This window comes from Mesorhizobium sp. M0778, assembly GCF_040320105.1.
GTDB lineage: Bacteria > Pseudomonadota > Alphaproteobacteria > Rhizobiales > Rhizobiaceae > Mesorhizobium.
Window position 1 is genome coordinate 208,795 of sequence record NZ_JAMYPA010000002.1, and the last position, 24,762, is coordinate 233,556.

The window sequence follows — 24,762 nt, forward strand, 5'->3', positions numbered from 1 at the left end:
CGGTCCTGCTTGATCTTCGTAATTAGCAGGAACAAATCCGCTCGCGGTGCAGTTCGGTCCTTTTAAGCATGCAGGCCCGAACATGGCTGAAATCGATAAAGCCAAACAGAAGGTTATTGCCGAAGTTGTGCGGCGGTGGATCACTTCAGAGGTAATCCGCAATTACCTTCGCAACCTGCTAAATCTGCCTGTAGAAAGGGGAACTGCCGGCTGAGCAAAGGTATTTGCTGGAGGAACTTGATAGGGCCGACAAAGAGTGACGTATGGCCCCCCACTGGTTCAACCCTCCGGTCCCCGTCAAGACACAGCGTACCGGGATCATTCGCAACGTCAACAACGCCGAGACAGCCGGCGAGGAGCTGATGAAGTGGACCAAGCGTGGCCCTTGCTGGGACCTCGCGGTGCGCGTTTGCATGGCCGTGATATTCGACGAGATGGAACCCGAGGAGGCCCGCAAAGCATTCCTGGCTGCCGCGATGGAGGAGGGGACGTTAATTCCCCCAACGACAAATAGCTAAATTGTTTTGCGGTATAAGGTTCTATGTGTCTCTGACCAACACCGCCTTCCAGAAAGGAGCCCGCCGCCGGTGAGGGACAGGCGACGGACCCCCCTCAGCGGCTGCATCCACGAAGACTCGACCGCTGCAAGTTCTAACCCCGCGAGGGCCTACATCGTTCCCTACAACCTGGGTTGGTCGGCAGGCTTGTGCCGCTCTAAGTTCCCCTTATGGCAACCCATTGGTTCTCCCCTCCGGTTCCTGTGACGACTGACCGTGCCGGTATGACCCGGAACGTGAACAACGTCGAGGCAGCCGGACAGGAGCTGATGAAGTGGACCAAGCGTGGCCCCAAATGGAACCAAGCGGTGCGCGTCTGCATCGCCTGCATTTCCGACGAGATGGAACCTGAGGAGGCACGAAAGGCATTCTTGGCTGCTGCCGAGGAGGAGGGGTGCTGCGCTCGTCTGATTAGGGCCGAATGTGCCAGTTACCCGAGCCCAGTACCCAAACATTCCTGATCCCTAATGCAACCATTCCCTGATCTCCGAGTTGCGCGACAGGCGGGGAAGCTCGGTCGACATGACAAAGCGCGACAAAGCTGGGCATAAGTCCCTTGCAGACGCCGTTCGGGAGTTGATCGGAACCGAAGACAATCGTCGTCATGTACACAAGCTGTTTGGGCCAGTCGAAACAGAGCTGACCCCAACCCTAGCTTCATTACTTGAGGCGATTGGTAAGGCCAGAGACGACGAAACTCCCTAGCCGCTCTAAGTTCAGCCTCATGGCAACCCTCGGCATTGGCGCCGACTTGCTGGAGCTTTTCATGAAGGCCCGCGATGCAGGCTGAGCCGGACGAGGAAGATCAGCGCCCTGACCTACCGTTCCAGGGCGGGCCTCGGGTAAGGCATTTCAAATTTAAAAGGAACGTCGGTTAATACCCCTCGGCGTCAGGCTTGACAGCGGTCCCATGTCGATTGTGAGTGCCGCCTTCCTCCTCTATGCGTGTGATCTCGCTGGCAAGCTCGATCTGCTGACCTCTCTTGATCTTGGACGTGCTGTCCACGATGGAATGCGGGAAGCCGTAGCTCGGAATCGAGACGCTTGCCCGGTCCTCAGTGACCCGCCTACGTATCGTGGCCGTGATCGCAACCAGTGCCCCGCGCCAGACGCTTGAGTCTGGAGCGGACGGCGCCTAGTCAAGATGTTGCTAATATACATCGGCCTGCAAGCTTCGCCGTTGGCGAGGCGGCCCAGCGGCTTGGTTGCGGGGGGGACGGCAGCTAGAGGCCGCTGGGCCTTGACGACCAGCGAGCTTAAGAGGAGGCCCTGTGCTGGCTGGTCAAAACCTTGCGCTTAGGGCAACGGAAAAGCATCATTCGAACGAACACTTTTCGTCAACGAGGAGGGAAGGGAATGCAGTCGGCGGCGCTTACCCATTACATAGCCGGCCCTCAGCAGTGGTGACGACTGACACAGTTCGTGGAGTGGCGAGCGGAATCGTCGCTCAGCAATCACATTCTTCCACGATAGGGAATCCCAGACGCAGTGACCATGGTCTTGGCGTTGTCAAAACCGTGGTGTCAGCCAAAACAATGAAAACGCCGGAGCCTTGAAAATACTGGCTCCCCGGGCCGGACGAAACCGCGAACTATGAGCTGCCGATTCCTCTCAAAACTGCGCCGCAGCCCGCCATCAAGACTCGCGAGCGTGACCGGGAGCGCGCCGAGCGCCTCCGATCAACCGGTGGGCCAAAACCATCTTTGAGGCAACGGGCAGTCGCACTCGCGAAGGAGGGCGTTGTGCGCACACACGATCTCACAGACATCGGCGTTCCCCCTGTTATCTAACCCGGATGTGCGAGGGAGGGGCCGCTAATCAAGGTTCGCTATGGAGTCTAGTGAGCAGCAGACGGGGAGGCGGCATAATTACCTTATGCGCGCCTGTCGGAACAACGTGATTGCGGCAAGGAGCGGACGTTGCCCCGTCTATGCGGCTTGCTCACTCTAGCGTCGGGGCGGTCCGCAGACCGTTGAATCGAAAAATCGCTACGAAGCCCACGGGCAGACCTTAGCCTCCGGCGCTGAGCATTTCGACGATTGTTAAATCCAAAGAATCACCACAGGACGGTGGCCGTCGAGCGAGTTTTTAGCAGCCCATTTCCGCAGCCTCTTAATGTGCAACTTGGGAAGCTGCCGACATCAATTCCTCGGGATTCGGCGCTCTGAAGGTGTTGAGGCCATCCTCCAGAACTTCAGTGAAGTTCCAGCGTACGATGCCCGCCCGGTCGATTAGGAACTGACCGACAAGCTGCGCCTGGCTGGAAGCCATCGCCTGCTGATCGACTTCCGTAATCTCATAACCTTCCTTCTTGTTAAGAAATTCATTCATTGCCATGACGTCCATAGGCTCGGGCAACTCGCCCGGAAGATGGAACGGTATCGCCATGACCGTGTCCATCCCGACCTCGCGCAAGCCGAAAGCACGGTGCGAGGCTCGCTCCGGGTCGGATGCGGCGAGAAGATCGGGTGCCGGGTGGTAACGGAAATAGAGCCGCGCCCGCTCGACCGGCGTATTGACCACAGCCAGGCATTCGACGCCTTTCTCCCGCAGGGCCGGCTTAAGTTGCGCCATCGCCGCGACATGGCGCCGGCAGAACGGACAGTGCAGGCCTCGGAACAAACCGATCAACAACGGGCTACGGCCTCGAAAATCATCGAGCGCGATCTTGCCTTCGCGTGAGATCGCATTGAGCACAACATTCGGTGCGCTGTCGCCCGGCTGCAGCGGGCGGTCAACACTACTCGTAGACATGGACAACCTCCTCGCCGCGATCAGTCAGGGAAAGCAGCACACCCAGCGGAGGCGATCAAGTGCTGGGGGCGAAAGCTTCCTGTGCCAAGGCAATAGCTTTCGACCTCTGCCATATTGCCGAGGTCGAGATTACGCGCGTTGCAAGCCCATCATAACACGAAAAAGCATCTGCGTCGCCAGTCCTGCGATCGGCTTGCGAAGAATAGGCGGGGCGGGCGAGGCCGCTATTCTGCGCTTGATTTCATCTGTCCTCGATGCTCTGACACGAGATCGAAGCGTAGGGAAAAATCGCACGCCGGCGTGCAAAATCGCGACTTGGCGTAGAAAAGGCGATGGCTCCCCGGGCCGGATTCGAACCAGCGACCAACCGGTTAACAGCCGGTTGCTCTACCACTGAGCTACCGGGGAACAGAGGCTCTCATGTGAGTGGGGCAGCCTATAGCAAACCCGTTTCGGCTTTGCAAAGAAGCATTTCGCATTTTTTCGGTGCTTTTTGGCGCAGGGCTTTCTGGCAATGGCCGGCGAGCGCCCTCATATGAGCTGTCTCTCGCCTGTCAGGGAACGGAAAAGGCCGTTGCGGCTTTCTCCGGCTGATGGTGCTACTGATGCAAACGGATCGACATTTCACATGACGGCAATGAGCGACGACCAGCCACCAGCCCGGAAAATCTCGGTCTTCGGCCGCCAGTTCACCATGCCGCGCTCGCGCGGCCTCAGGATTGCGATCGGCGTCGTGCTGATCATCGGCGGCATTCTCGGCTTCCTGCCGATCCTGGGTTTCTGGATGGTGCCGATCGGATTGCTGGTGCTCTCCTACGAATTCGCATTGGTGCGTCGTCACCGGCGCCGCTTCGTCGTCTGGTGGGAGCGACGGCGTCGGCCGGATTGAGGTTGCCCTGCTGACAGGCCGGCAACAGGCAATTGTTTGAGAGCGGCATGATCCGTCTTGACATCACCGAGGTTGGTCGAAGCAGCTTTCCAGGCGTTCGCAAAGCTCCTTGAGGACGGCGGTAGCCGATGCGAGCCGCGCAGGGTCGCGCGGCGGCAGGCTGTTTGCGCCTTCTATGCTGAGGCGGTCGATGGCATAGCGCACAAGCTCTGCAGACTGCGACAATCCGCGCGGAGTGCCATCTTCCGTAGCTGCTCGACGCATGGCGGACCCTCCTATCTGCCCAACGTGGCCGCCGGTATCGGGTTCCTCTCGCCGAGAATCGTGCTTAACGATAAGCTAATATGTTGTTGCTAGTATGGTATTGCGTTGATAAGCAGCGCCTCGATGTCGGAAGAACCGTTGGGAATGCATGGTGGCCGCTTGACGGCATTTTCGCCGCAACCTATTGGAGCCGGGTGGAACGCCGGGAGCAATGAGGCCTCGTGGCGGAGTGGTTACGCAGAGGACTGCAAATCCTTGCACCCCGGTTCGATTCCGGGCGAGGCCTCCAATGCCCGAGCCCCCGCGCGTCAGCGCCAGGGGGCTTCAGTTCCGGTCGAAACAGCCGCGGCCTTCGCGCGGCAAGCGGATGGTTGGAACATGAGCGCTGATTTTGCCGAACGCCGGGTGAAGATGGTCGACGGCCAGATCCGCACCACCGACGTGACCAGCGCGCCGTTGCTCGAGGCGATGCTTGTCGTGCCGCGCGAGGCCTTTGTCGGCGCCGGCCAGCGCGATCTCGCCTATATCGATGAGGACATCCGTATTGCCGATACGGCCGACGGCCCGCGCTATCTGATGGAACCGTCGCCATTGGCCAAGCTGATGCAGCTGGCCGATATCGGCCCAAGCGCTTCGGCACTCGATGTCGGCTGCGGCACCGGCTATGCGGCGGCGATCCTGTCGCGGCTGGCAAGGTCCGTGGTTGCGCTGGAAAGCGATCCGGCGCTGGCCGAAACCGCCACTTCGACGCTTGCCGCGCTGGGTTGCGGCAATGTCACGGTGGTCCAGGGGCCGCTGCCGCAAGGCCATGTTGCCAAGGCGCCTTACGACGTGATTCTGTTCGGCGGCAGCGTCGGGGAGGTGCCGGCGGCGCTGTTCGACCAGCTTGCCGAAGGCGGCCGACTCGTCGCCGTGGAGGGGCAGGGCAATTCGGGCGTAGCCCGGCTTTTTTTTAAGACTGGAGGGGTTGTAACGGGAAGACGCGCATTTAATGCGGCAATTAAGCCACTACCTGGATTTGAACGCATTCCCGCCTTCGAATTCTGAGTGATTTTGCCTTGCAGCGAAGGCGTTGTCATGATCGCTTGCGTTTGAACAATCGTTGCTGATCTGCATAACCGGGTGTTTCTTGGGGGCTTTCAGCGGGGGAACGATAAAAAACGCGGCGCCGGCTGATCAGAGGAGAAGCCAGCGTGGCGCAGTTCCCGTGCAAAACGAATGAGGGAATATAACGTGCCGTCTGTACGCAAGTTGCTTTTTACCGCTGTCCTCGTTTCGGCGACCGCGCTTTCTCCAATGGTCGCCTCGGCCGAAACGATCATCGGGGCCCTTTCAAAGGCCTACCAAAACAATTCCTCGCTCAATTCGACACGCGCCGGCGTCCGCGTCACCGACGAGGGCGTTGCAATCGCCAAGTCCGGCTGGCGCCCGACCATCACCGGTTCCGCGGACATCGACTACACCAGCACCCACGTCAATGGTACCAGTCGAACCGCACGCATAACTACCGGCAACTTTGGCGTCCAGATCAATCAAACCCTGTTCGACGGCTTTCAGACCAGGAACAATGTCGCGGCCGCTGAAGCGCGGGTCAGCGCCTCGGTCGAGAGCCTGCGCAACACCGAAGAAAACACCCTGTTCAACGCGGCAAGTGCCTATATGGACGTCATCCGCGACCGCCAGATCGCGGTGCTGACCGAACAGAATCTGCAATTCCTGACCGAGCAGGCGCGTGCGGCGCGTTCGCGCTTCGAGGTCGGCGAAGGCACGCGCACCGACGTCGCGCAAGCCGATGCTTCGCGCGCCTCCGCGGTGGCGCAGTTGAGCGCCGCCCGCGCGACAGCGCTGGCAAGTGCTGCGACCTATCGCCAGATCGTCGGCGACGAGCCGGGCAGGCTCAGGCCGGCTTCGCCGCTGTCAAAGCTGTTGCCGTCGAGTCTCGATGCAGCGATTGCGATCGCATCGGCCGAACATCCGGCCATCCTCGCCACCGAGCATCTGGTCGACGCGGCGGCGTTTTCGGTTAAATCGGCCGAAGGCGCGCTGCTGCCGCAGCTTTCGGCTAGCGCCGGCGTTTCCGGCGACTATCGCAACACGGTTCCGGGCGTCCTTGGGGCATCGCAGGATGGTACAAGGACGTCGGCGAACATCGGCGCGACACTGACCGTGCCGATCTATTCCGGCGGACGGACCTCGGCGACCGTGCGCCAGAACAAGGAATCGCTCAGCCAGGCGCGGATCGAAGTCGACGTGAGTCGCGACCAGGTGCGCCAGGCCGTGACATCGGCATGGACGCAATATACCGCCGCGCAGCAAAGCGTCACGGCCAACCGGCAGGTGGTCGCCGCCGCGCAGCTTGCCTTGAACGGCGTCATCGAGGAGCGCAATGTCGGCCAGCGTACCACGCTCGACGTTCTCAATGCGCAGGCGACCGTCATCACTGCCAAGATCAATCTTGCCAGTGCCGAACGCGACGTGGTGGTGGCAAGCTATGCCATCCTCTCTGCGGTTGGCCATTTGTCGGCAGACCGCCTTGCGCTCAATGTGACGAAGTACAGGCCGGAAGAGCATTACAACGCCGTCAAAGACAAGTGGATCGGCCTGCGCACGCCGGACGGCCGCTGATCGCCAGGCCGTGGTTTCAGCCCGCGCTCGAACGACGCGCGGGCTTCCACTCCCGACCCTAATCTGTTGAAATCCGAGATGTCGCCAGATTGGGGATTCTCGCAGGGCGTTCCGTCGGTTACGCTGTCGCCATGATTCGAATCCGGCATTGCCGGACAGGAAATCTGAGAACGAGTCACAAGGGCGGCGGATGTGACGATGGCGACGGCAAGCAGCGTACAGCGCGAACCTTCCATGGAAGAGATACTGGCTTCCATCAGAAGGATCATCGAGGACAGCGATACCGGCCGCAAGCAGCCGGGCGACGCGGACGAGCTGCGCCAGGATCTGCAACCGGCGCCGGCAGCCGGACGGGCAGCGGAGGGCGATGCGTTCCGTTCCGAACTGCGCGGCGGACTGGAGATCGCCAAGCCGGCCACGCGGGCCGAGGTGCAGCCATCATCCGCGCCCGTCAATGCGTATACGGAAGTGCGTCCCGGCCCGGCAAAAGCGCCGGTCACTCTGGCTGAGGTGAACACCGCTCCCGAACCGCCCGCAAAGCCGGATCGGCCTGCGACGGCCAAGGCTGCCGAGACGACGGACACCATCATTGCCGATTGGCGGCGCGAGATCGCAGCGGTCGGCGACGCGATGGCCAACCCGGACCGGGCCGAGCCACCCCGGACGCCGGACGCCGGGCCAAAAGCCGAGGTTTTCGAAGACGAGGCGACTGCTGGACCTGCGCCGGAGCCTTCTGAAAATGGGTCGCAGTCTTCGGAAAGCGGCCTGGAACCTTCGAAAATCGGCCCGGGACCTTCGAAAATGGGATTGGCGAGTTCGGCGGCCAGCGAGGCGCCGTACTCTCGGCCGGCGATCCTTTCGGAACATACGGGGCGGCAGGTTGCCGCCGCCTTCGGCGAGCTTTCAGACGCATTTGCCAGCCGCAGCAAGAAGACCTTCGACGAGATGGCCGAGGAGATGCTGCGGCCGATGCTGCAGGACTGGCTGGACAACAACCTGCCGACGCTGGTCGAGCGGCTGGTGCGCGAGGAAATCGAGCGCGTCGCGCGCGGCGCGCAGTAGCAATTCGGAGAGCCGCCGATGGGCGGCGCTCGACCGGCAAATCGTCGAAGTCGGCGCTGCCCGTCATCCGCCTGCCGGCACCCTCCCCGTATAGTGACGGGCAGAAGGGGCTGACCGCAACCCCGCCGCGTTTTCCGCAACGTTCGTGATTGGCGAAAGCTTCAGTACAGGAGTGCAGGCGTCTTTCTCCCCGTCACTACACGGCGAGAAATGCCCGGTCCACCCTCCGCAGCTTCAGCGCAGCTGCTGCGGAGGACGGGCACGGCAATGAGGGGCAGCGCAAACCTGAAGCGATTGCCTTGCAACGTCACTTCCGCGAGTTGCACCTAACCATCCCGGCGCTATCTATCGGCCATGCCGCCCTTGCGGTTGACTTGGCAACAACCTTCCGATTTACACCGGACCACAAATTCCGGACAGCGCGGACCGTTTTCCCATGCTCGAAAAGACCTACGACGCCAAAGCCGTCGAGCCGAAGATTGCCAGGATTTGGGAAGAGGCCGACGCGTTTCGGGCCGGTGCCGGCGCCGAGGAGGGGGCTGAAGCCTTCACCATCGTCATCCCGCCGCCGAACGTCACCGGCTCGCTGCATATGGGCCATGCGCTCAACAACACGCTGCAGGACATTCTGGTGCGCTTCGAGCGCATGCGCGGCAAGAACGTCTTGTGGCAGCCGGGCATGGATCATGCCGGCATCGCCACCCAGATGGTGGTCGAGCGCCAGCTGATGGAAAAGCAGATCCACCGTCGCGACCTGACGCGCGATGAGTTCATCGACAAGGTGTGGGAGTGGAAGGCCGAGTCCGGTGGCGCCATCCTCAACCAGCTGAAGCGGCTCGGGGCCTCGGCCGACTGGAGCCGCGAGCGCTTCACCATGGACGAGGGCCTGTCGAAGGCAGTGCTCGAAGTGTTCGTGACGCTCTACAAGGAAGGGCTGATCTACAAGGACAAGCGCCTTGTGAACTGGGACCCGAAGCTGTTGACCGCCATCTCGGATCTCGAGGTCGAGCAGCAGGAAGTCAACGGCAACCTCTGGCACTTCCGCTATCCGGTCGAAGGCAAGACGTTCGATCCGGAAAATCCGAAAACCTTCATCACCGTTGCGACGACCCGCCCCGAGACGATGCTGGGCGATACGGCTGTCGCAGTCCACCCCGACGACGAGCGTTTCCGGCATCTCGTCGGCAAGAACCTCATCCTGCCGATCGTCGGCCGCAAGATCCCGGTGGTGGCGGACGAGTATTCCGATCCCGAAAAAGGCAGCGGTGCGGTCAAGATCACGCCGGCGCATGACTTCAACGATTTCGAGGTCGGCAAGCGCCACCGGCTGCCGGCGGTCAACATCCTCACCGTCAATGCGGCGGTGAGCCTCAAGGACAATGAGGACTTTCTGGCCGGACTGGAAGTGACGCCGGAGCGCCAGGCCGTCTGGGACGGCCTCGATGGCCTGGATCGTTTCGATGCGCGCAAGAAGATCGTCGAGTTGATGGAGGCGGGCGGCTTTCTTGAAAAGGTCGAGCCGCATCGCCACGCCGTGCCGCACGGCGACCGTGGCGGCGTGCCTATCGAGCCGTTTCTGACCGACCAATGGTATGTCAATGCGGCGGAACTGGCCAAGCCGGCGATCGCCTCGGTGCGCGAGAGCCGTACCAATTTCGTGCCCAAAAACTGGGAAAAGACCTATTTCGACTGGATGGAGAACATCCAGCCCTGGTGCATTTCGCGCCAGCTCTGGTGGGGCCACCAGATCCCTGCCTGGTACGGGCCGGACGGGCATGTCTTTGTCGAAAAGACCGAGGAAGAAGCGCTCGGTGCCGCCGTCGAATATTATCTGGCGCTGGAAGGGCCGTGGAAGGCCTGGGTCGAGGACAAACTCGAGAATTTCCAGCCTGGCGAGATCCTGACCCGCGACGAGGACGTGCTCGACACATGGTTCTCGTCGGCGCTGTGGCCGTTCTCGACGCTCGGCTGGCCGGACCAGACGCCGGAGCTGAAGACCTATTACCCGACCGACGTGCTGGTCACCGGTTTCGACATCATCTTCTTCTGGGTCGCCCGCATGATGATGATGGGCCTGCATTTCATGGACCAGGAGCCGTTTCATACCGTTTATGTGCATGCGCTGGTTCGCGACAAGAATGGACAGAAGATGTCGAAGTCGAAAGGCAACGTCATCGATCCGCTCGACCTCATCGACGAATATGGCGCCGATGCGCTGCGCTTCACCTTGACGGTAATGGCAGCGCAAGGGCGCGACGTTAAGCTCGATCCGGCCCGCATTGCCGGCTATCGCAATTTCGGCACCAAGCTGTGGAACGCGACGCGCTTCGCCGAGATGAACGAAGTGGCGCGCGACGACGATTTCTGGCTGCAGGACGCCAAGCTGGCGGTCAACCGCTGGATCCTGACGGAGCTGACGCGAGCCGCGCGCGACATAACCGACGGCATCACCTCGTACCGCTTCAACGAGGCGGCGGGTGCTGCCTACCGCTTCGTCTGGAACCAGTTCTGCGACTGGTACCTGGAACTGCTGAAGCCGGTATTCATGGGCACCGACGAAGCCGCCAAGGCCGAGAGCAGGGCCTGCGTCGCCTTCGTGCTCGACGAGATCTATAAGCTGCTGCATCCGATGATGCCGTTCATGACCGAGGAACTGTGGGCTGAAACCGCCGGCGAAGGCAGGCAACGGCCGTCGCTGCTTTGTCATGCGGCTTGGCCGTCGCCCGACTTCGAGGACGAGGAGGCCGCCGCCGATATCAACTGGCTGGTCGATCTCGTCTCCGGCATCCGCTCGGTGCGTTCGGAAATGAACGTGCCGCCGGCAGCGATCGCGCCCCTGATGGTGATCGGTGCCAATGAAACGACCCACCAAAGGCTTGAGCGCCAGGCATCGGCCATCAAGCGGCTGGCGCGGGTCGGCGACATCTCGCTGGTCGATGCGGCGCCCAAGGGCTCCGCCCAGATCGTCGTCAACGAGGCGACCATCTGCCTGCCGCTCGGCAGCCTGATCGACGTTACAGCCGAGGCAGCGCGCCTGCAGAAGGAACTTGCCAAGGTGACCGAGGAAATTGCGCGGCTTTACAAGAAGCTGTCCAACGAGAAATTCGTCGCCAACGCACCGGACGAGGTGGTGGAGGCCGAGCGCGAAAAACTCGCCGAATATCGCGAGGCGCAAGAGAAGCTTTCGGTGGCATTGACGCGGGTGCGCGATGCCGGCTGATCGAACAAATTGGGCCGGCTGATAGAGCAAATTGGGCCGGCTGATCGAGCAGATTCGCCGGGTCACGAATCTGCTTTCCAGATGGGCTTCCTGCCACGAAAACAGGCATTCCGCAGCGTAAATCTTGAGGCAAACTGAATGTTTTTGCCCCATTGTTGCCATAATGTAACAATGGGTGGCTGCGCACGCGAAATGCCCAGTTTTGTCGTGATTTAGGCGATTTTCCCGATTTTTCTCATTGATTTGTACCGAGCCAGCCATTTTCCCGCCTTGTCGAGAAGGCCGACACCTTGTCGGAAATGCGTTCGGCCAGGGTGTACATGTACGCACGGCGAATTCGTTGTTGCGCCATTAACCTGAATTGGTTCTAGCTTGATGGAATGACATTCGGGGAGGAGATTCATGTGTTATTCGCGTCTGAAAGCGCTGCTGGGCGCAGCGGCCTTTTCGCTGGCTTTGGCCGGGACGGCGCACTCCGGAGGCTTTGACCGGGGCGGCGTCAACATCGACCAGCTGTTCGACGCGGCGCCATATTCGTTCGATGCAGGCGTCACCTATGTTTCGCCCCAACGCACGCTCAAAAATGTGCAGCGTCTGGACGGCTCGGGGCTGTCGACGTCGGCGGTGGATGTTGGTGGCGACTATGCGGTGCCGCATGTCGGCATCAAGGCCAACATCTTTGAGCCCGTAGACTGTCTTGCCACCTATACCAGACCGTATGGTGCGGACGCAAATTTCGGCATGAACAACGCCTATTCGCCGACAGCGGTCAAATACTCCGTCGACACAGACGATTTCGGTCTCACCTGCTCTTACAAGGTGAACGTCGGCAAGGGCGCCATACGATTCATTGGCGGTGTCTCCTACCAGCAGGTCGACGCGTTTCTGTCCCGCCAGACACTGCTCGCCTTCGGCAATACCGGCCTCGGCGTCTTCAAGCTGTCCGACGAGGCATGGGGTTGGCGTGCGGGCGCAGCCTATGAGATCCCCGAGATCGCTCTGCGCGCCAGCCTGATGTACTCTTCCAGCTATAAATATGACGGGCTGTCGGGAACGGTCGACACGACCGGCTTCAGGGGCGCCTTTCCAGCGGATCTGGTTCCTGGCTCTACCGGCGTGTACCCAGTCTCGGCGTCGGCCGAGATACCTCAGGCTCTGGAATTCAAGCTGCAGAGCGGTATAGCTCCTGGCTGGCTGGCCTTTGGTTCCATCCGCTGGCAGGAGTGGAGCAAGCTTGGCGTCATTGCCATCAATGGCGTGCGCAGTCCGGTAACCGGTGCTCCCTCGCCCGTTTCATTCGACCTGCTTTATCGCGACGGCTGGACGATCACGGGCGGTATCGGTCACAAGTTCACCGACCAATTGTCGGGCGTGGTTTCGCTGACCTGGGATCGCGGCACCTCGACGACCTCCGGCTATCAGTCGGATACCTGGGCCGTGGCCAGCGGCGTCTCCTATTCGCCGAACGACCAGGTCGAGGTCAGGCTCGGCGGCTCGATCGGTGTGCTGACGAGCGGGTCATCGACTTTCAGCGGTGTCGGCGACGTGGCAAATGCCGTCACCTATACCTACGGCAACGACCTGCTTCTCGCCGGTTCGGCTTCCGTCAAGATCAAGTTCTAACTACAAATTTTTAAACGACAAAACGGCCGGGCACTGCCCGGTCGTTTCGTTCGGTGCGTCATCCGTCATTCGGCCAGCGCAACAATTGCCCCCATGATGTTCGCTCCGATAATTGTGACGTTTCGGCAACAGTTTCTGAACAACCCTCGCGCCACCCGGCCGCCTGGGAACATTGCCCATTTCCCGCCATAAACCCGGCGCACCTCGAACTTGTCTCGGGACACGCGCCAAAAGGCTAGGCGAAGAGACAGGCCGCACCGCCCGCGGCAAGGACGAGTATGGACGCCAGAGCGATCTCCAAGGCCAAGCTGCCAAGCCGTCACGTGACCGTTGGTCCCGAGCGGGCGCCGCATCGCTCCTACCTCTATGCGATGGGGCTGTCGGCGGCCGAGATCGCGCAGCCGCTGGTTGGTGTCGCCAGCTGCTGGAACGAGGCCGCACCTTGCAACATCTCACTGATGCGCCAGGCGCAAGTGGTCAAGAAGGGCGTGGCGGCCGCCAAAGGCACGCCGCGCGAATTCTGCACCATCACCGTCACCGACGGCATCGCCATGGGCCACCAGGGCATGAAGTCGTCGCTGGTGTCACGCGAGGTCATCGCCGATTCAGTCGAGCTTACCATGCGCGGCCATTGCTACGATGCGCTGGTCGGCCTGGCCGGTTGCGACAAGTCGCTGCCCGGCATGATGATGGCTATGGTGCGCCTCAACGTGCCGTCGATCTTCATCTATGGCGGCTCGATCCTGCCCGGCAGCTACCGTGGCCGGCAGATCACCGTGCAGGACGTATTCGAGGCGGTCGGCCAGCATTCGGTCGGCACCATCGGCGACGCCGAACTGCTAGAAATCGAGCAAGCCGCGTGTCCGTCGGCCGGCTCCTGCGGCGCCCAGTTCACCGCCAACACCATGGCCACCGTCGCTGAGGCGATCGGCCTGGCGCTGCCCTATTCCTGCGGCGCGCCGGCACCCTACGAGATGCGCGACCGCTTCAATTTCGCTTCCGGCGAAAAGATCATGGAGTTGATCGCAAGGAACATCCGCCCTCGCGGCATCGTTACTATGAAAGCGTTGGAAAATGCCGCGACCGTGGTCTCGGCCACCGGCGGCTCGACCAACGCGGCGCTGCATCTGCCGGCGATCGCGCACGAAGCCGGGATAAAGTTCGACCTTTTCGACGTGGCCAGGATATTCGAAAAGACACCCTACATCGCCGACCTCAAGCCGGGCGGCAAATACGTCGCCAAGGACATGTTCGAGGCCGGCGGCATTCCGCTCTTGATGAAGACGCTGCTCGACCATGGCTATCTTCATGGCGATTGCCTGACGGTGACCGGCCGCACTTTGGCCGAAAATATGGAACATGTTTCCTGGAATGACAGCCAGGATGTGGTCCGTCCCGCCAACAAGCCGATTACCCAGACCGGCGGGGTCGTGGGCTTGAAGGGTAACCTTGCCCCCGAAGGCGCGATCGTGAAGGTCGCAGGCATGGCGGAACTCAAATTCTCGGGTCCGGCGCGCTGCTTCGATTCGGAAGAGGAATGTTTCGAGGCGGTTACGCGCCGTAACTATAGCGAAGGCGAGGTTCTCGTCATCCGTTACGAGGGTCCGCGCGGCGGCCCGGGCATGCGCGAAATGCTGTCGACGACGGCGGCTCTCTACGGCCAGGGCATGGGCGGCAAGGTGGCGCTCATCACCGACGGGCGTTTTTCTGGCGCGACGCGCGGTTTCTGCATCGGCCATGTCGGGCCGGAAGCGGCCGTCGGTGGCCCGATCGGGCTTCTGAAAGACGGCGACTTGATCTCGATCGATGCGGTGAACGGCACGATCGAGGTTGCATTGTCCAAAGCCGAACTGGCGGCGAGGGCAAAAGCATGGAAGGCGCGCACGACCGACTATCAGTCGGGCGCGATCTGGAAATACGCACAGACGGTCGGATCTGCCCGCGACGGCGCGGTCACCCATCCGGGCGGTGCCAAAGAAACACACTGCTATGCGGACATCTGAGTTGTTGAGGTCGTCTGTCCTTTCGGCACTGGTTGCGCTCGCCACGTTTGGCGCGACCTTAGGCGCCGTCGGCCAGGCCATGGCCTTCGACGACAAGGTGTTCGACGACAAGACCGGCGTGAAGCCGCAGTCGAGCCCGTGGGCGGTGTTCCAGTTCGGCTTTTCCGCTTACAAGAACGGCCATAAGGAGCAGGCCGCGGAAGCCTACAAATATGCCGCCGAGAACGGCCAGATCGGCGCCACCTGGAAGCTTGCGCGCATGTATGCCGAAGGCGATGGCGTGGCGCGAGACGACTACGCGGCATTCAAGTTCTTCAGCGAGATCGTCGACCAGGACGTCGAGCCCGGTTCGCCCGAGGAAAGCTATGTTTCGGACGCGCTGGTGGCGCTTGGCGACTATCTGAGGAAAGGCATTCCCGGCAGCCCCGTCGAGGAGAACGAGGTGGCGGCCCAGGAATATTACATGCGTGCCGCCGCCAACTACCGCAATCCGAACGCCCAGTTCGAGATGGGCCAGATGTTCCTCAAGGGCGAGGGCGGCGTCAAGGCCAGCGTCAAGCAGGCCGGACGCTGGTTCCAGCTGGCGGCCGAAAAGGGCCATGCGGGCGCGCAGGCGACGCTCGGCAACCTGCTTTTCCAAAGCGGCAAGATCGTCCGCGGGCTGGCGATGATGACCGCGGCACTCGAACGAGCCTCACCCGCCGACCAGCCATGGATCCGCGGCATGCAGGAAGAAGCGTTTGCCGCCGCCGGCGAAGCCGACCGTCGCACCGCGATTTCGCTGGCCGACGACATCCTGACCAAGGGTGGCGGCGACCAGTAGGCCGGCGGGATTGGTCGATTTAAATCAGTTCTCGGTCGGTTTCGCCGGCACGCCGCCGGGCGCCGGTGTTGATATCGGCGTGCCTTGCAGATGCGGGGCCAGTGTGTTCTCCGGGCAGCCGTCCCGCTGCTTTGTCCAGGACGTGTTGTTGAGCACCATCTCGCAGCGGGCGAGGTGGCTTTGTCCGGCAAGTGTCAGGCAGGCCATTTGACCGATCTGGAACGATTTGCCATTGGCAAGGCATAGCGGAGCGGCAACGGCCGGCATCGCGCCAAAAGCGAGCGCCGCGGCACACGTGCAAAGTGCAAGTCGGATAGTCATGGGAACCCCAGCCACCATGATGATTTCTCATCAAGCGCGCGATTTGTGGCGATAAGAGGTCAACTTCTCAATGTGCCGCCGGACAGCAGCTCCGATCAGGCCGGCCGCAGCGCCAGATCGATCGCCACCGGCACATGGTCGGAGGGTTTTTCCCAGGCGCGCACCTGTTTTTCGATCGAAGCCGAGGAAAACCAATTGGCGGCTTCGGGCGACAGAAGCAGGTGGTCGATGCGGATGCCGTTGTTCTTCTGCCAGGCGCCGGCCTGATAGTCCCAGAACGTAAAGACGTCGGGGGCGTCGGTGACGGCACGCACGGCTTCGGTGAAGCCGAGATTCTTCAGCCGCCGGAACGCCTGCCGCGTTGCGGGCTGGAACAGCGCGTCGCTTAGCCAGTTTTCCGGATATTTCGCATCGGCCGGCTCAGGAATGACATTGTAGTCGCCGGCCAGGACCAGCGGCTCTTCCAGTGCAAGCCGCTCCTCGGCCCAGCGCTCCAGCCGCGTCATCCAGGAAAGCTTGTAGGAGAACTTCTTCTCGTCGTCGATTGGGTTGCCGTTCGGCAGATAGATAGAGGCAACCCGCAAGGCGCCCTTGTCGGTCGAGAACACGCCTTCGATGAAACGCGCCTGCTCGTCGGCATCGTCGCCCGGCAAGCCGCGATTGACCTCGTCGAAACGCAGCTTCGACAGGATGGCGACGCCGTTGAAGCCTTTTTGGCCGTAGGTCTCGACATTGTAGCCGAGCGCCTCGATCTCGGCGCGAGGAAATTGCTCGTCGACCGTCTTGATCTCCTGCAGGCAGGCGATGTCGGGCGCGCTTTCCGTCAGCCAATGGGTCAAATTGCCGATGCGGGCGCGGACGCCGTTGATGTTCCAGGTGACGATTTTCATGACGTCCTCGATAGGCTGGTGGTCCGGAGACTAGCGATCCGGCGGGTGACGTTCGACAAGGCCGATCGTATTGCCTGCCGGGTCCTTTAGGAAGGCCATCCACTCGCTTTCCCCCGCCTGGCCGAACAGGCCTTCGGTGTCGCGATGGACGAGCGCCGGCGGCGCGGTGAAGGGAACACCGGCGGCCCTTGCCGAAGCGTGGAACTCTTCGAGGTCCGATATGTCGAGATAGACGGTGCCGGCCGGCAGGCCGTCGGTGAAAAGCAGGCGCACGTCACCTGCCATGATGAAGGCGATGCCTGGAGGATCGAAACGCGCATGCAGACTCATGCCGAGCACCTCGCGCCAGAAGGCCAGCGTTGCGTCGAGATCGCGTCCGGCGGAAAGCGCGATCTGACGGACCGCGCCGATGTCGGGCATTTCTAGATCGAGAAGCTGGTGCCGCAGCCGCAGGAGGCGACCGCATTGGGGTTCCTGATCTGGAACGACTGGCCCATCAGATCGTCGACAAAATCGATCACCGAGCCGCCCATATAGACCAGCGACAGGTCGTCGATCAGCACGGTTGCGCCGTCCTTCTCGATGGCGACGTCGTCATCATTGCGCCTATCGACCAGATCGAACTTGTAGGAGAAGCCGGAACAGCCGCCGCCCTCGACCGAGACGCGCAGGGCCGTCTTGCCGGCTTCGCTCGCCACGATCTTGGCGATCCGCTTGGCGGCGGCGTCGGTCATCTCGACTTTCATGGCGGTCTTGGCATCAGCGCCCATGGGCGTCACCTTGCTTTCGGTTTCGTATGATAGGTATGAAGCGCGACGGGGCAAGTCAACTGCGGCATACGCTATGACCAACGAGTTGGGCGACATCGGATTCGGCTATCGGCCGCGCGCGGCCTATGCCAGCGACCCGGCGAAGTCGCGCGGCCGGCTGTTCGACGAGGTGGAAAGCCCGACGCGCACGCCGTTCCAGCGCGACCGCGACCGCATCATCCATTCGACGGCGTTCCGCCGGCTGAAGCACAAGACGCAAGTGTTCGTCGCACACGAAGGCGACCATTACCGCACAAGGCTGACGCATTCGATCGAGGTGGCGCAAATTGCACGCGCTCTGGCGCGGGCACTGCGCGGCGACGAGGACCTGGCCGAGGCGGTGGCCCTGGTGCACGACTTCGGCCACACACCCTTCGGCCATACCGGCGAGGACGCGCTGAACGAGAAGATGGCCGCCTGGGGCGGCTTCGACCACAATGCGCAATCGCTGCGCGTGGTGACGCGGCTGGAGCGGCGCTATGCCGAGTTCGATGGGCTGAACCTCACCTGGGAAACGCTGGAGGGGCTGGTCAAGCACAATGGCCCACTGACCGATGCCAAGGGCAAAGGGCTGAAGGGGCCGGTGCCGCAGGCGATCCGCGACTATTCCGAACTGCACGACCTCGAGCTCGACCGCTTCGCCGGTATCGAGGCGCAGTGCGCGGCGATTGCCGACGACATCGCCTACAACACCCATGACATCGACGACGGGCTGAGGGCAGGGCTGCTGACGCTGGACATGCTGGAGGACCTCTCGCTGCCGGGGTCGATCCTCAAGGGGGTGCGTGAGCGCTATCCGGCGCTCGATGACGTACGCACCGGCCACGAGCTGATGCGCCGGCAGATCACTATCATGGTCGAGGACGTGATCGTCTCGACGACGGCCAATCTGGCGCGCATCAAGCCCGACAGCGCCGAGGCGGTAAGGGCGGCCGGCGAGACGATGGTGAGCTTCTCCGCCGAGACGGCCGTATCGGAAAAGGAGCTGAAGGCCTTTCTCTACAAGCATCTCTATCGGCACGCGGAGGTCATGCGGGTGCGCGCCGACGCCGACCAGATCGTCAGGGACCTGTTCGACGTCTATTTCGCCGATCCGCGCGCCATGCCGGATGGCTGGCGCGAAGGGCTCGATCGGGCGGAGGATCGCGTCAAGGCGCGCAGTGTTGCCGATTTCCTGGCTGGCATGACGGACACTTATGCACTCAAGGAACACAGGCGTTTGTTTGACCATACGCCGGATTTGAGCTAGGGCGGGCGCGATTTTGCCGGCCAACGAGCCGGATCCCTGCAAAACCGTCAGAGCCATAGCAATGAACATCTTCGCCGATTTCAACGCGCGAATCATAAAGGCCGTCGAAGCGCTTGATTTGAAAGACAAGGATGGCGTGCCGCCGGATCTGTCGCGCATCGCCGTCGAGCCGCCGCGCGATGCCAGCCATGGCGATCTCGCCACCAACGCTGCCATGGTGTTGGCCAAGCCGACCGGCCAGAACCCGCGCGCGCTGGCCGAAAGGCTGGCCGAGGCGCTGCGCGCCGACGAGGATATCGCGGCCGCCGAGATCGCCGGCCCGGGCTTCGTCAATCTCAAGCTCAAGGACGACTTCTGGCAGGCACATCTGACGGCGCTGCTCGGCGAGGGCCGCAATTACGGCCGCTCGACAGTCGGCGGCGGCAAGAAAACCAATGTCGAGTATGTCTCGGCCAACCCGACCGGGCCGATGCATGTCGGCCATTGCCGGGGTGCCGTGGTCGGCGACGCGCTCGCCAACCTGATGGCCTTCGCCGGTTACGACGTGACCAAGGAATATGTCATCAACGATGCCGGTTCGCAGATCGACGTGCTCGGACGCTCGGTCATCCTGCGCTACCGCGAGGCGCTTGGCGATGAGATCGGCGAGATTCCGGCCGGGCTTTATCCAGGCGACTATCTGATCCCCGTTGGTCAGGCGTTGGCCAGCGAATTCGGCCGCTCCCTACTGCAGATGCCGGACGAGGAGGCACTTGCCATCGTCAAGGACAGGACGATCGACGCGATGATGGCGATGATCCGCGAGGATCTGGCGCTGCTCAACGTGCATCACGACGTCTTCTTTTCCGAGCGGACGCTGCATGCCAACAATGCGAAGAAGATCCGCTCGGCGATCAGCGACCTGACGCTGAAGGGCCACATCTACAAGGGCAAGCTGCCGCCGCCCAAGGGCGAGAAGCCGGACGAGTGGGAGGACCGCGAGCAGACGCTGTTCCGCTCGACCGCGGTCGGCGACGACATGGACCGGGCGCTGGTCAAGTCGGACGGTACCTTCACCTATTTCGCTGCCGATGTCGCTTACCTCAAGGACAAGGTCGATCGCGGCTTCGTTGACCTGATCTATGTGCTTGGCGCCGATCATGGCGGCTATGTGAAACGGCTGGAAGCGCTTGCCCGGGCGATTGCCGGCGACGAGGTCAAGCTTACCGTGCTGCTTTGCCAGCTGGTGAGGCTGTTTCGCGCCGGTGAGCCGGTGCGCATGTCGAAGCGGTCGGGCGAGTTCGTGACCTTGCGTGAAGTGGTCGAGGAGGTCGGCCGCGACCCGATCCGCTTCATGATGCTCTACCGCAAGAACGACGCGCCGCTCGATTTCGACTTCGCCAAGGTGACCGAGCAGTCGAAGGACAATCCCGTGTTCTACGTGCAGTATGCCTCGGCGCGCTGCCATTCGGTGTTCCGGCAGGCAAGCGAGCAATTGGGCGAGGCCATGTTCGACCGCAACCAGCTGGCCGCCGAAGTGGCTTTGCTGACCGACGAGGGTGAGATCGGCCTGATCAGAAAGCTTGCCGAATATCCGCGGCTGATCGAAGCCGCGGCGCTCGCGCTTGAGCCCCACCGGCTGGCATTCTACCTCTACGAACTCGCTTCCAGCTTCCACGGACACTGGAACCGCGGCACCGATAATCCTGACTTACGTTTTGTTAAGGTTAACGACCGACAATTGACGCATGCCAGACTAGGGCTGGTGCAGGCTGTTTCGGACGTTTTGACGTCCGGCCTGACGCTGATCGGAGCCAATGCGCCCACCGAAATGCGTTAGGTTTGAGTAAAAAACCTGTCACCTTTTGCCCACATTGCGCTGGTAAGGGCCAACCCTACGCGACGTCCATGGCGTCCGAATGAGTGCGAGTTCGGGAACAATAATGGCAGACAGAACCCAGCTGAGAGCAGCCGACCACAACGACATCGCCAACGATGATCCGTTCGCGGAACTGACCAGGATCATGGGGTTCGACCCGCGCCAACCGGTCAAACCGCAAACGCCGGCCCAGCCGAAAGCCGCTGCCGCCGGGCCGCCGGAGGGCGAGGCCGATTTCGACATCGATCTCGAGAAGGAGTTGATGGGCGAGTTCGGCGCCGACGCCAATGACAATGCTTCCCATGCCGAGCTTCGCGAGCCGACACCCGAACCGGCTACCACGGATGAGATGGAGGACGCGCTTGCCGCCTCGTTCGAACAGGATTTCGCGTTCGACGACAGTGCGGTGGATGATGTTGCTCCCGTTGCGGCCGCTCCTGTTGCCGCCGACGAAATTGCCTTCGCCCCCGAAAGGGCGTTCGCTCCCGCTGTCGAGCCCGAGTTCGACGAGGAGTTCGATAACGCCGTCGCCGGCTCGCTCGAAGACGTGTCGCCGTTCGAGGACGACCTTTCGAGTGACGACGAACTTGCCGCCTCGCTCGATCAGGATTTTCGGCACGACGACGATGTGACGGGCAAGATCGGGGCGACGGGCGAGGACGGACCCAGGGCCGCAGCCGATGCATACGCGCCGGTCGACGAGCCCGCCTTCGACGACGAGCCTGCCTTCGACAATGAGTTCGACAACGCCGTGGCCAACTCGCTCGAAGACGAGCTGATGCTCGAAGAGCATGAGCCGATGGAGCAGGCCGTCGCCGTTGAAACCGCGGCGCAAGCCGCCGAGCCTGCGTTCGATGACGAGTTCGACGATGCCGTTGCAAGCTCGCTCGAAGACGAGCTGATGGTCGACGAGCATGAGCCGGCGGAAACCGTCGCCGCCCCGGCATCGCCGGTTGAGGCGGTTTCGGACGATGAGAATTTTGCCGGCCATTTCGATGATGCCATGGCCGACGTCGACATGGACTTAGACGTTCGCCCGAACGAGCCTGCCGAAATCGAAGAACCAGAGGCCGTCGAGCTTTCCGGCACGGCTGCTGAAGCGGCGTTCGACGACGATTTCGATCTGAACTTCGACGATGCGCTTGCCGAAGACGTCGAAGAGCCCGTGGCGCAGGTCGTTGCGGCCGAACCCGTGCCGCCGGCCGCCGCTGTCGCCCCGACGGCCCCAGTGGCTGAGGAACGCAGCCTGGAAGACGAGCTGAACGCGCTGCTGGGGGCGATGAGCACACGGCCGGCACAAGCGGCCAACGAACCTCAGACAAGCCAGCAGCCTGCCCAGAAGCCTGTGATGGCTGCTGCTCAGCAGCCCGTGGCGCCCGCAATTCAGGAGCCAGCAGTGGCCGCTGAACAGCCCATGGCGGCGGCTGAAGACGTCACCAACGAACCGGTGCATCCTGTCGACGAGCTGGATTGGGAACTCGACGAGCACGAGCCCGCTGAGCCGCAGCAGTCCAGTGCCGCCGATGACGCCGATCTTGGCAGTGTCCTCTTGGATGAGCTTGAAGGCGAGGATTTCGGTGCTGAAGCCGCTGCCAGACCTGCGGATGATTTGGACAACGATGCGCTCGATGCCGACTTCGCCAGGAATATCGGCCTGGATCATGACTCGGCCGACAAGAGTGCCGCAGCTGCTTCCGAAGAAGATCCGCTCGATGCGCTGAACTGGCTGACGACACGCGCCACGCCGCCCGAGCCGGCCCGCTCGTGGAGCCGCGTGACGCCGGTCGCCCAGCCTCAGCCCGCTTTTGCAAGCCAGCCGGTGGCTTCGGCGCGTCCGGCACCACCGCCGCAGCCGGCTGCAACGCCGTCCTATCGGGCCGCACCGGTCGAAGAGGCGCCGTCCTATGAAGGCCAGGGATCCCGTGAAGAGAGGCCGTCCTATGAAGATCGGCCCGCCTACACGGAAGCTGCACCAACTTCGCATCAACAACCTTCCGCCTATGACGAGATGCCCGATGTCGAGACGGTCGACGTGCCTGAGCGCGTCGTGGCGCTGGCGGACGATCTCGATATTCCGGAGCTCAATTTCGACGATGACGAGCCGGTGGCGCCCGCCTACGACGATCTTGATGCCGATTTTGCCAGCCTTCTCACCGAAATGAATGCCACGGATATAGCGCCTGCCCCGGTGCGCAGTGCTGGCTATGACGATGAATACGATGCCGGCTTCGCGTCTGGCTATAAGCAAGATCGTGGCGAGACGCGCGGCTATGGCGCCAAGCCTGCGGAGGCCCCCGTCAGCGCGGCGGCCGCTTCCTATGCCGATGCAGCGGACGGTTTCGATCTGGGCCCATTGCCCAGTGGCCAGCCGGTTTCGCAAGCCGACGATTTCACCTTCGATGAGCTCGATTACGATCCCGAACTGGACGAGGAGATGTCGGTTCCGGGTCTTGCCGAACGCGGGGCCGAAAGGCAGCCGCGCAGGCGCGGGCTGCTGATAGGAGCGGTGGTTGGCGCGGTGGCGATCGCCGGAGGCCTTGGCGCCTTTGCGTTGACCCTCGGCGGCAAGAGCGGCAGCGATGCGCCGGTTATCGTCAAGGCCGACAACAGGCCGATCAAGATCAAGCCGGAAAATCCAGGCGGCACCGTCGTGCCGAACCAGGACAACAAGGTCTATGACGCTGTGGTCAAGGGCGCCAAGCCCGCCGAGCCCGTTCAGCAGAAGCTGGTCACCAACACCGAAGAGCCTGTGGACCTGAAAGCCAACGAACCGGAGAGCCGCGTCGTCGATCTTTCGCCCAATGACCCCGACGCCGCGGACGATCTCGACGCGCCCGGCACAGTGGCGTCCGACACCAACGCCTCTGGTATCAACGCGCCTGATACCAACGCGCCTGACACCGATGCGCTTGGCGCCAATGCCGCTGGCGGTACCGAAACTGCCGCCGCACCGGCGCCCAAGTCCGAGGATCGCATCGCGCAGGTTCTGCAGGAGGCCGAGAAGGGTGCCAACCCCGAGATCGTCGCCGTTGCGCCGCGCAAGGTACGGACCATGGTCGTGAAACCTGACGGCTCGCTGGTGGCGCGCGAGGATCCGGCGCCTGCCGCCCCGCAGATGGCTGCTGCCGAGCCGGCAGATCCGGCGCCGCAGCAAGTGGCTCCGTCGGCCCAGGCCGACGCCGCCGCGCAGACTGGCACCGTGCCCCTGATCGAGCAGATGACAAGTGATCCGAAGATTGGCGATCAGAAGATTGGTGACCAGCCGAGTGGCGATCAGGCGAGTGGCGATCAGGCCGAAACCACCAAGCTGCAGCCGGCGCCCAAGCCCGACACCAAGGCCGAAGCCAAGGCCCAGCCCTCAGCCAGCAAGCAGTCCGCCAACACCCCGGCCACGGTCCCAGTGGCGCCGCAGCGTCCGTCCGACCAGCCGGTCGACGTAGTCGGCGAAGTCAAGCCCGATCAGGTTGCTTCCATCGATCCGGCCGCGGCCGGCGCTGGTTCGTGGTCGATACAGATCGCTTCGCAGCCGACAGTCGAAAGCGCCCAGTCGACTTATCAGGATCTGCAGCGCCGCTACGGCAGCGTGCTTTCCGGCCGCACCGCCAACATCGTCAAGGCCGAAATTGCCGGCAAGGGCACCTTCTACCGCGTCCGCGTTCCAGCGCAGTCGCGCAACGAGGCGATCAAACTGTGCACCAGCTACAAGGCTGCCGGCGGCAATTGCTTCGTGTCCCACTAGCGGCACCAAAAACCTCTCGAAAAGCCGGCGCTCGCGCCGGCTTTTTTGCGTGAACGGAAATCCCTGGAGGCAATTG

General features: G+C 62.3%; 19 protein-coding genes and 2 tRNA genes. 15 read left to right on the forward strand and 6 right to left on the reverse strand.

The window, feature by feature from the left end; translation table 11 throughout:
* Positions 1 to 82 precede the first annotated feature (82 nt).
* From NKI22_RS04775 to NKI22_RS04785, 3 genes are all read left to right on the forward strand, one after another.
* Positions 83 to 214 carry a hypothetical protein gene (locus tag NKI22_RS04775; protein ID WP_280940424.1) on the forward strand — a complete coding sequence of 44 codons (132 nt, stop codon included), beginning with the start codon at positions 83 to 85 and terminating at the stop codon, positions 212 to 214.
* A gap of 49 nt (positions 215 to 263) precedes the next feature.
* Complete coding sequence (locus tag NKI22_RS04780; RefSeq protein WP_023720040.1) at positions 264 to 518, forward strand: DUF982 domain-containing protein; 255 nt, start codon at positions 264 to 266, stop codon at positions 516 to 518.
* 209 nt (positions 519 to 727) lie between these two features.
* On the forward strand, positions 728 to 1,018 hold the full coding sequence (locus NKI22_RS04785; RefSeq protein ID WP_023720041.1) for a DUF982 domain-containing protein: 291 nt from the start codon (positions 728 to 730) through the stop codon (positions 1,016 to 1,018).
* A gap of 1,651 nt (positions 1,019 to 2,669) precedes the next feature.
* Here NKI22_RS04785 and NKI22_RS04790 read toward each other — a convergent pair.
* Positions 2,670 to 3,311 carry a peroxiredoxin-like family protein gene (locus NKI22_RS04790; protein WP_023720043.1) on the reverse strand — a complete coding sequence of 214 codons (642 nt, stop codon included), beginning with the start codon at positions 3,309 to 3,311 and terminating at the stop codon, positions 2,670 to 2,672.
* Between the two features lie 333 nt (positions 3,312 to 3,644).
* Positions 3,645 to 3,719, reverse strand: a tRNA-Asn gene (locus NKI22_RS04795).
* A gap of 220 nt (positions 3,720 to 3,939) precedes the next feature.
* On the opposite strand from NKI22_RS04795, the gene NKI22_RS04800 reads away from it, so the two are divergent.
* From NKI22_RS04800 to NKI22_RS04840, 9 genes are all read left to right on the forward strand, one after another.
* Positions 3,940 to 4,200: a hypothetical protein gene (locus NKI22_RS04800; protein ID WP_254818304.1), complete on the forward strand. Its 261-nt coding sequence runs from the start codon at positions 3,940 to 3,942 to the stop codon at positions 4,198 to 4,200.
* Positions 4,201 to 4,679: 479 nt separating this feature from the next.
* A tRNA-Cys gene (locus NKI22_RS04805) sits at positions 4,680 to 4,753 on the forward strand.
* Positions 4,754 to 4,842: 89 nt separating this feature from the next.
* On the forward strand, positions 4,843 to 5,511 hold the full coding sequence (locus NKI22_RS04810; protein WP_352958253.1) for a protein-L-isoaspartate O-methyltransferase family protein: 669 nt from the start codon (positions 4,843 to 4,845) through the stop codon (positions 5,509 to 5,511).
* A 186-nt stretch (positions 5,512 to 5,697) separates the two neighbouring features.
* A complete protein-coding gene (locus NKI22_RS04815) occupies positions 5,698 to 7,089 on the forward strand; it encodes a TolC family outer membrane protein (RefSeq protein ID WP_023720047.1) in 1,392 nt (463 codons plus the stop codon).
* A gap of 198 nt (positions 7,090 to 7,287) precedes the next feature.
* Positions 7,288 to 8,151, forward strand: a complete 864-nt coding sequence (locus tag NKI22_RS04820) for a DUF2497 domain-containing protein (protein ID WP_352938417.1) — start codon at positions 7,288 to 7,290, stop codon at positions 8,149 to 8,151.
* 436 nt (positions 8,152 to 8,587) lie between these two features.
* Positions 8,588 to 11,371 (forward strand): valine--tRNA ligase, encoded by a 2,784-nt coding sequence (locus tag NKI22_RS04825; protein WP_352938414.1) that lies wholly within the window; start codon positions 8,588 to 8,590, stop codon positions 11,369 to 11,371.
* Positions 11,372 to 11,773: 402 nt separating this feature from the next.
* Complete coding sequence (locus NKI22_RS04830; RefSeq protein WP_352938411.1) at positions 11,774 to 12,994, forward strand: OmpP1/FadL family transporter; 1,221 nt, start codon at positions 11,774 to 11,776, stop codon at positions 12,992 to 12,994.
* 278 nt (positions 12,995 to 13,272) lie between these two features.
* Positions 13,273 to 14,997 carry a dihydroxy-acid dehydratase gene (gene ilvD / locus NKI22_RS04835; RefSeq protein ID WP_352495392.1) on the forward strand — a complete coding sequence of 575 codons (1,725 nt, stop codon included), beginning with the start codon at positions 13,273 to 13,275 and terminating at the stop codon, positions 14,995 to 14,997.
* Complete coding sequence (locus NKI22_RS04840) at positions 14,984 to 15,820, forward strand: tetratricopeptide repeat protein (protein WP_023678939.1); 837 nt, start codon at positions 14,984 to 14,986, stop codon at positions 15,818 to 15,820. Before ilvD ends, NKI22_RS04840 begins: the two co-directional genes overlap by 14 nt.
* A gap of 24 nt (positions 15,821 to 15,844) precedes the next feature.
* Here the strand turns inward: NKI22_RS04840 and NKI22_RS04845 are convergent, their stop codons facing one another.
* The 4 genes from NKI22_RS04845 to erpA form a co-directional block, all read right to left on the reverse strand.
* Positions 15,845 to 16,159 (reverse strand): hypothetical protein, encoded by a 315-nt coding sequence (locus NKI22_RS04845; protein ID WP_023720051.1) that lies wholly within the window; start codon positions 16,157 to 16,159, stop codon positions 15,845 to 15,847.
* Positions 16,160 to 16,236: 77 nt separating this feature from the next.
* Positions 16,237 to 17,031 (reverse strand): exodeoxyribonuclease III, encoded by a 795-nt coding sequence (gene xth / locus NKI22_RS04850; RefSeq protein ID WP_023720052.1) that lies wholly within the window; start codon positions 17,029 to 17,031, stop codon positions 16,237 to 16,239.
* Positions 17,032 to 17,061: 30 nt separating this feature from the next.
* Positions 17,062 to 17,451, reverse strand: a complete 390-nt coding sequence (locus NKI22_RS04855) for a VOC family protein (RefSeq protein WP_352495391.1) — start codon at positions 17,449 to 17,451, stop codon at positions 17,062 to 17,064.
* Between the two features lie 2 nt (positions 17,452 to 17,453).
* Positions 17,454 to 17,801: an iron-sulfur cluster insertion protein ErpA gene (gene erpA / locus NKI22_RS04860; protein WP_352467016.1), complete on the reverse strand. Its 348-nt coding sequence runs from the start codon at positions 17,799 to 17,801 to the stop codon at positions 17,454 to 17,456.
* 73 nt (positions 17,802 to 17,874) lie between these two features.
* On the opposite strand from erpA, the gene NKI22_RS04865 reads away from it, so the two are divergent.
* From NKI22_RS04865 to NKI22_RS04875, 3 genes are all read left to right on the forward strand, one after another.
* Complete coding sequence (locus NKI22_RS04865) at positions 17,875 to 19,089, forward strand: deoxyguanosinetriphosphate triphosphohydrolase (RefSeq protein WP_352495390.1); 1,215 nt, start codon at positions 17,875 to 17,877, stop codon at positions 19,087 to 19,089.
* A 61-nt stretch (positions 19,090 to 19,150) separates the two neighbouring features.
* Positions 19,151 to 20,908 carry an arginine--tRNA ligase gene (gene argS, locus NKI22_RS04870; RefSeq protein WP_352495389.1) on the forward strand — a complete coding sequence of 586 codons (1,758 nt, stop codon included), beginning with the start codon at positions 19,151 to 19,153 and terminating at the stop codon, positions 20,906 to 20,908.
* A 103-nt stretch (positions 20,909 to 21,011) separates the two neighbouring features.
* A complete protein-coding gene (locus tag NKI22_RS04875) occupies positions 21,012 to 24,686 on the forward strand; it encodes an SPOR domain-containing protein (RefSeq protein ID WP_352814586.1) in 3,675 nt (1,224 codons plus the stop codon).
* Positions 24,687 to 24,762 lie beyond the last annotated feature (76 nt).

Excerpts from the sequence above, each read along its gene's own strand:
- NKI22_RS04775 (WP_280940424.1), top strand. The coding sequence starts at position 83 with ATGGCTGAAATCGATAAAGCCAAACAGAAGGTTATTGCCGAAGTTGTG.
- NKI22_RS04780 (WP_023720040.1), top strand. The coding sequence starts at position 264 with ATGGCCCCCCACTGGTTCAACCCTCCGGTCCCCGTCAAGACACAGCGT.
- NKI22_RS04785 (WP_023720041.1), top strand. The coding sequence starts at position 728 with ATGGCAACCCATTGGTTCTCCCCTCCGGTTCCTGTGACGACTGACCGT.
- NKI22_RS04790 (WP_023720043.1), bottom strand. The coding sequence starts at position 3,311 with ATGTCTACGAGTAGTGTTGACCGCCCGCTGCAGCCGGGCGACAGCGCA.
- NKI22_RS04800 (WP_254818304.1), top strand. The coding sequence starts at position 3,940 with ATGACGGCAATGAGCGACGACCAGCCACCAGCCCGGAAAATCTCGGTC.
- NKI22_RS04810 (WP_352958253.1), top strand. The coding sequence starts at position 4,843 with ATGAGCGCTGATTTTGCCGAACGCCGGGTGAAGATGGTCGACGGCCAG.
- NKI22_RS04820 (WP_352938417.1), top strand. The coding sequence starts at position 7,288 with ATGGCGACGGCAAGCAGCGTACAGCGCGAACCTTCCATGGAAGAGATA.
- NKI22_RS04825 (WP_352938414.1), top strand. The coding sequence starts at position 8,588 with ATGCTCGAAAAGACCTACGACGCCAAAGCCGTCGAGCCGAAGATTGCC.
- NKI22_RS04830 (WP_352938411.1), top strand. The coding sequence starts at position 11,774 with ATGTGTTATTCGCGTCTGAAAGCGCTGCTGGGCGCAGCGGCCTTTTCG.
- ilvD (WP_352495392.1), top strand. The coding sequence starts at position 13,273 with ATGGACGCCAGAGCGATCTCCAAGGCCAAGCTGCCAAGCCGTCACGTG.
- NKI22_RS04840 (WP_023678939.1), top strand. The coding sequence starts at position 14,984 with ATGCGGACATCTGAGTTGTTGAGGTCGTCTGTCCTTTCGGCACTGGTT.
- NKI22_RS04845 (WP_023720051.1), bottom strand. The coding sequence starts at position 16,159 with ATGGTGGCTGGGGTTCCCATGACTATCCGACTTGCACTTTGCACGTGT.
- xth (WP_023720052.1), bottom strand. The coding sequence starts at position 17,031 with ATGAAAATCGTCACCTGGAACATCAACGGCGTCCGCGCCCGCATCGGC.
- NKI22_RS04855 (WP_352495391.1), bottom strand. The coding sequence starts at position 17,451 with ATGCCCGACATCGGCGCGGTCCGTCAGATCGCGCTTTCCGCCGGACGC.
- erpA (WP_352467016.1), bottom strand. The coding sequence starts at position 17,801 with ATGGGCGCTGATGCCAAGACCGCCATGAAAGTCGAGATGACCGACGCC.
- NKI22_RS04865 (WP_352495390.1), top strand. The coding sequence starts at position 17,875 with ATGACCAACGAGTTGGGCGACATCGGATTCGGCTATCGGCCGCGCGCG.
- argS (WP_352495389.1), top strand. The coding sequence starts at position 19,151 with ATGAACATCTTCGCCGATTTCAACGCGCGAATCATAAAGGCCGTCGAA.
- NKI22_RS04875 (WP_352814586.1), top strand. The coding sequence starts at position 21,012 with ATGGCAGACAGAACCCAGCTGAGAGCAGCCGACCACAACGACATCGCC.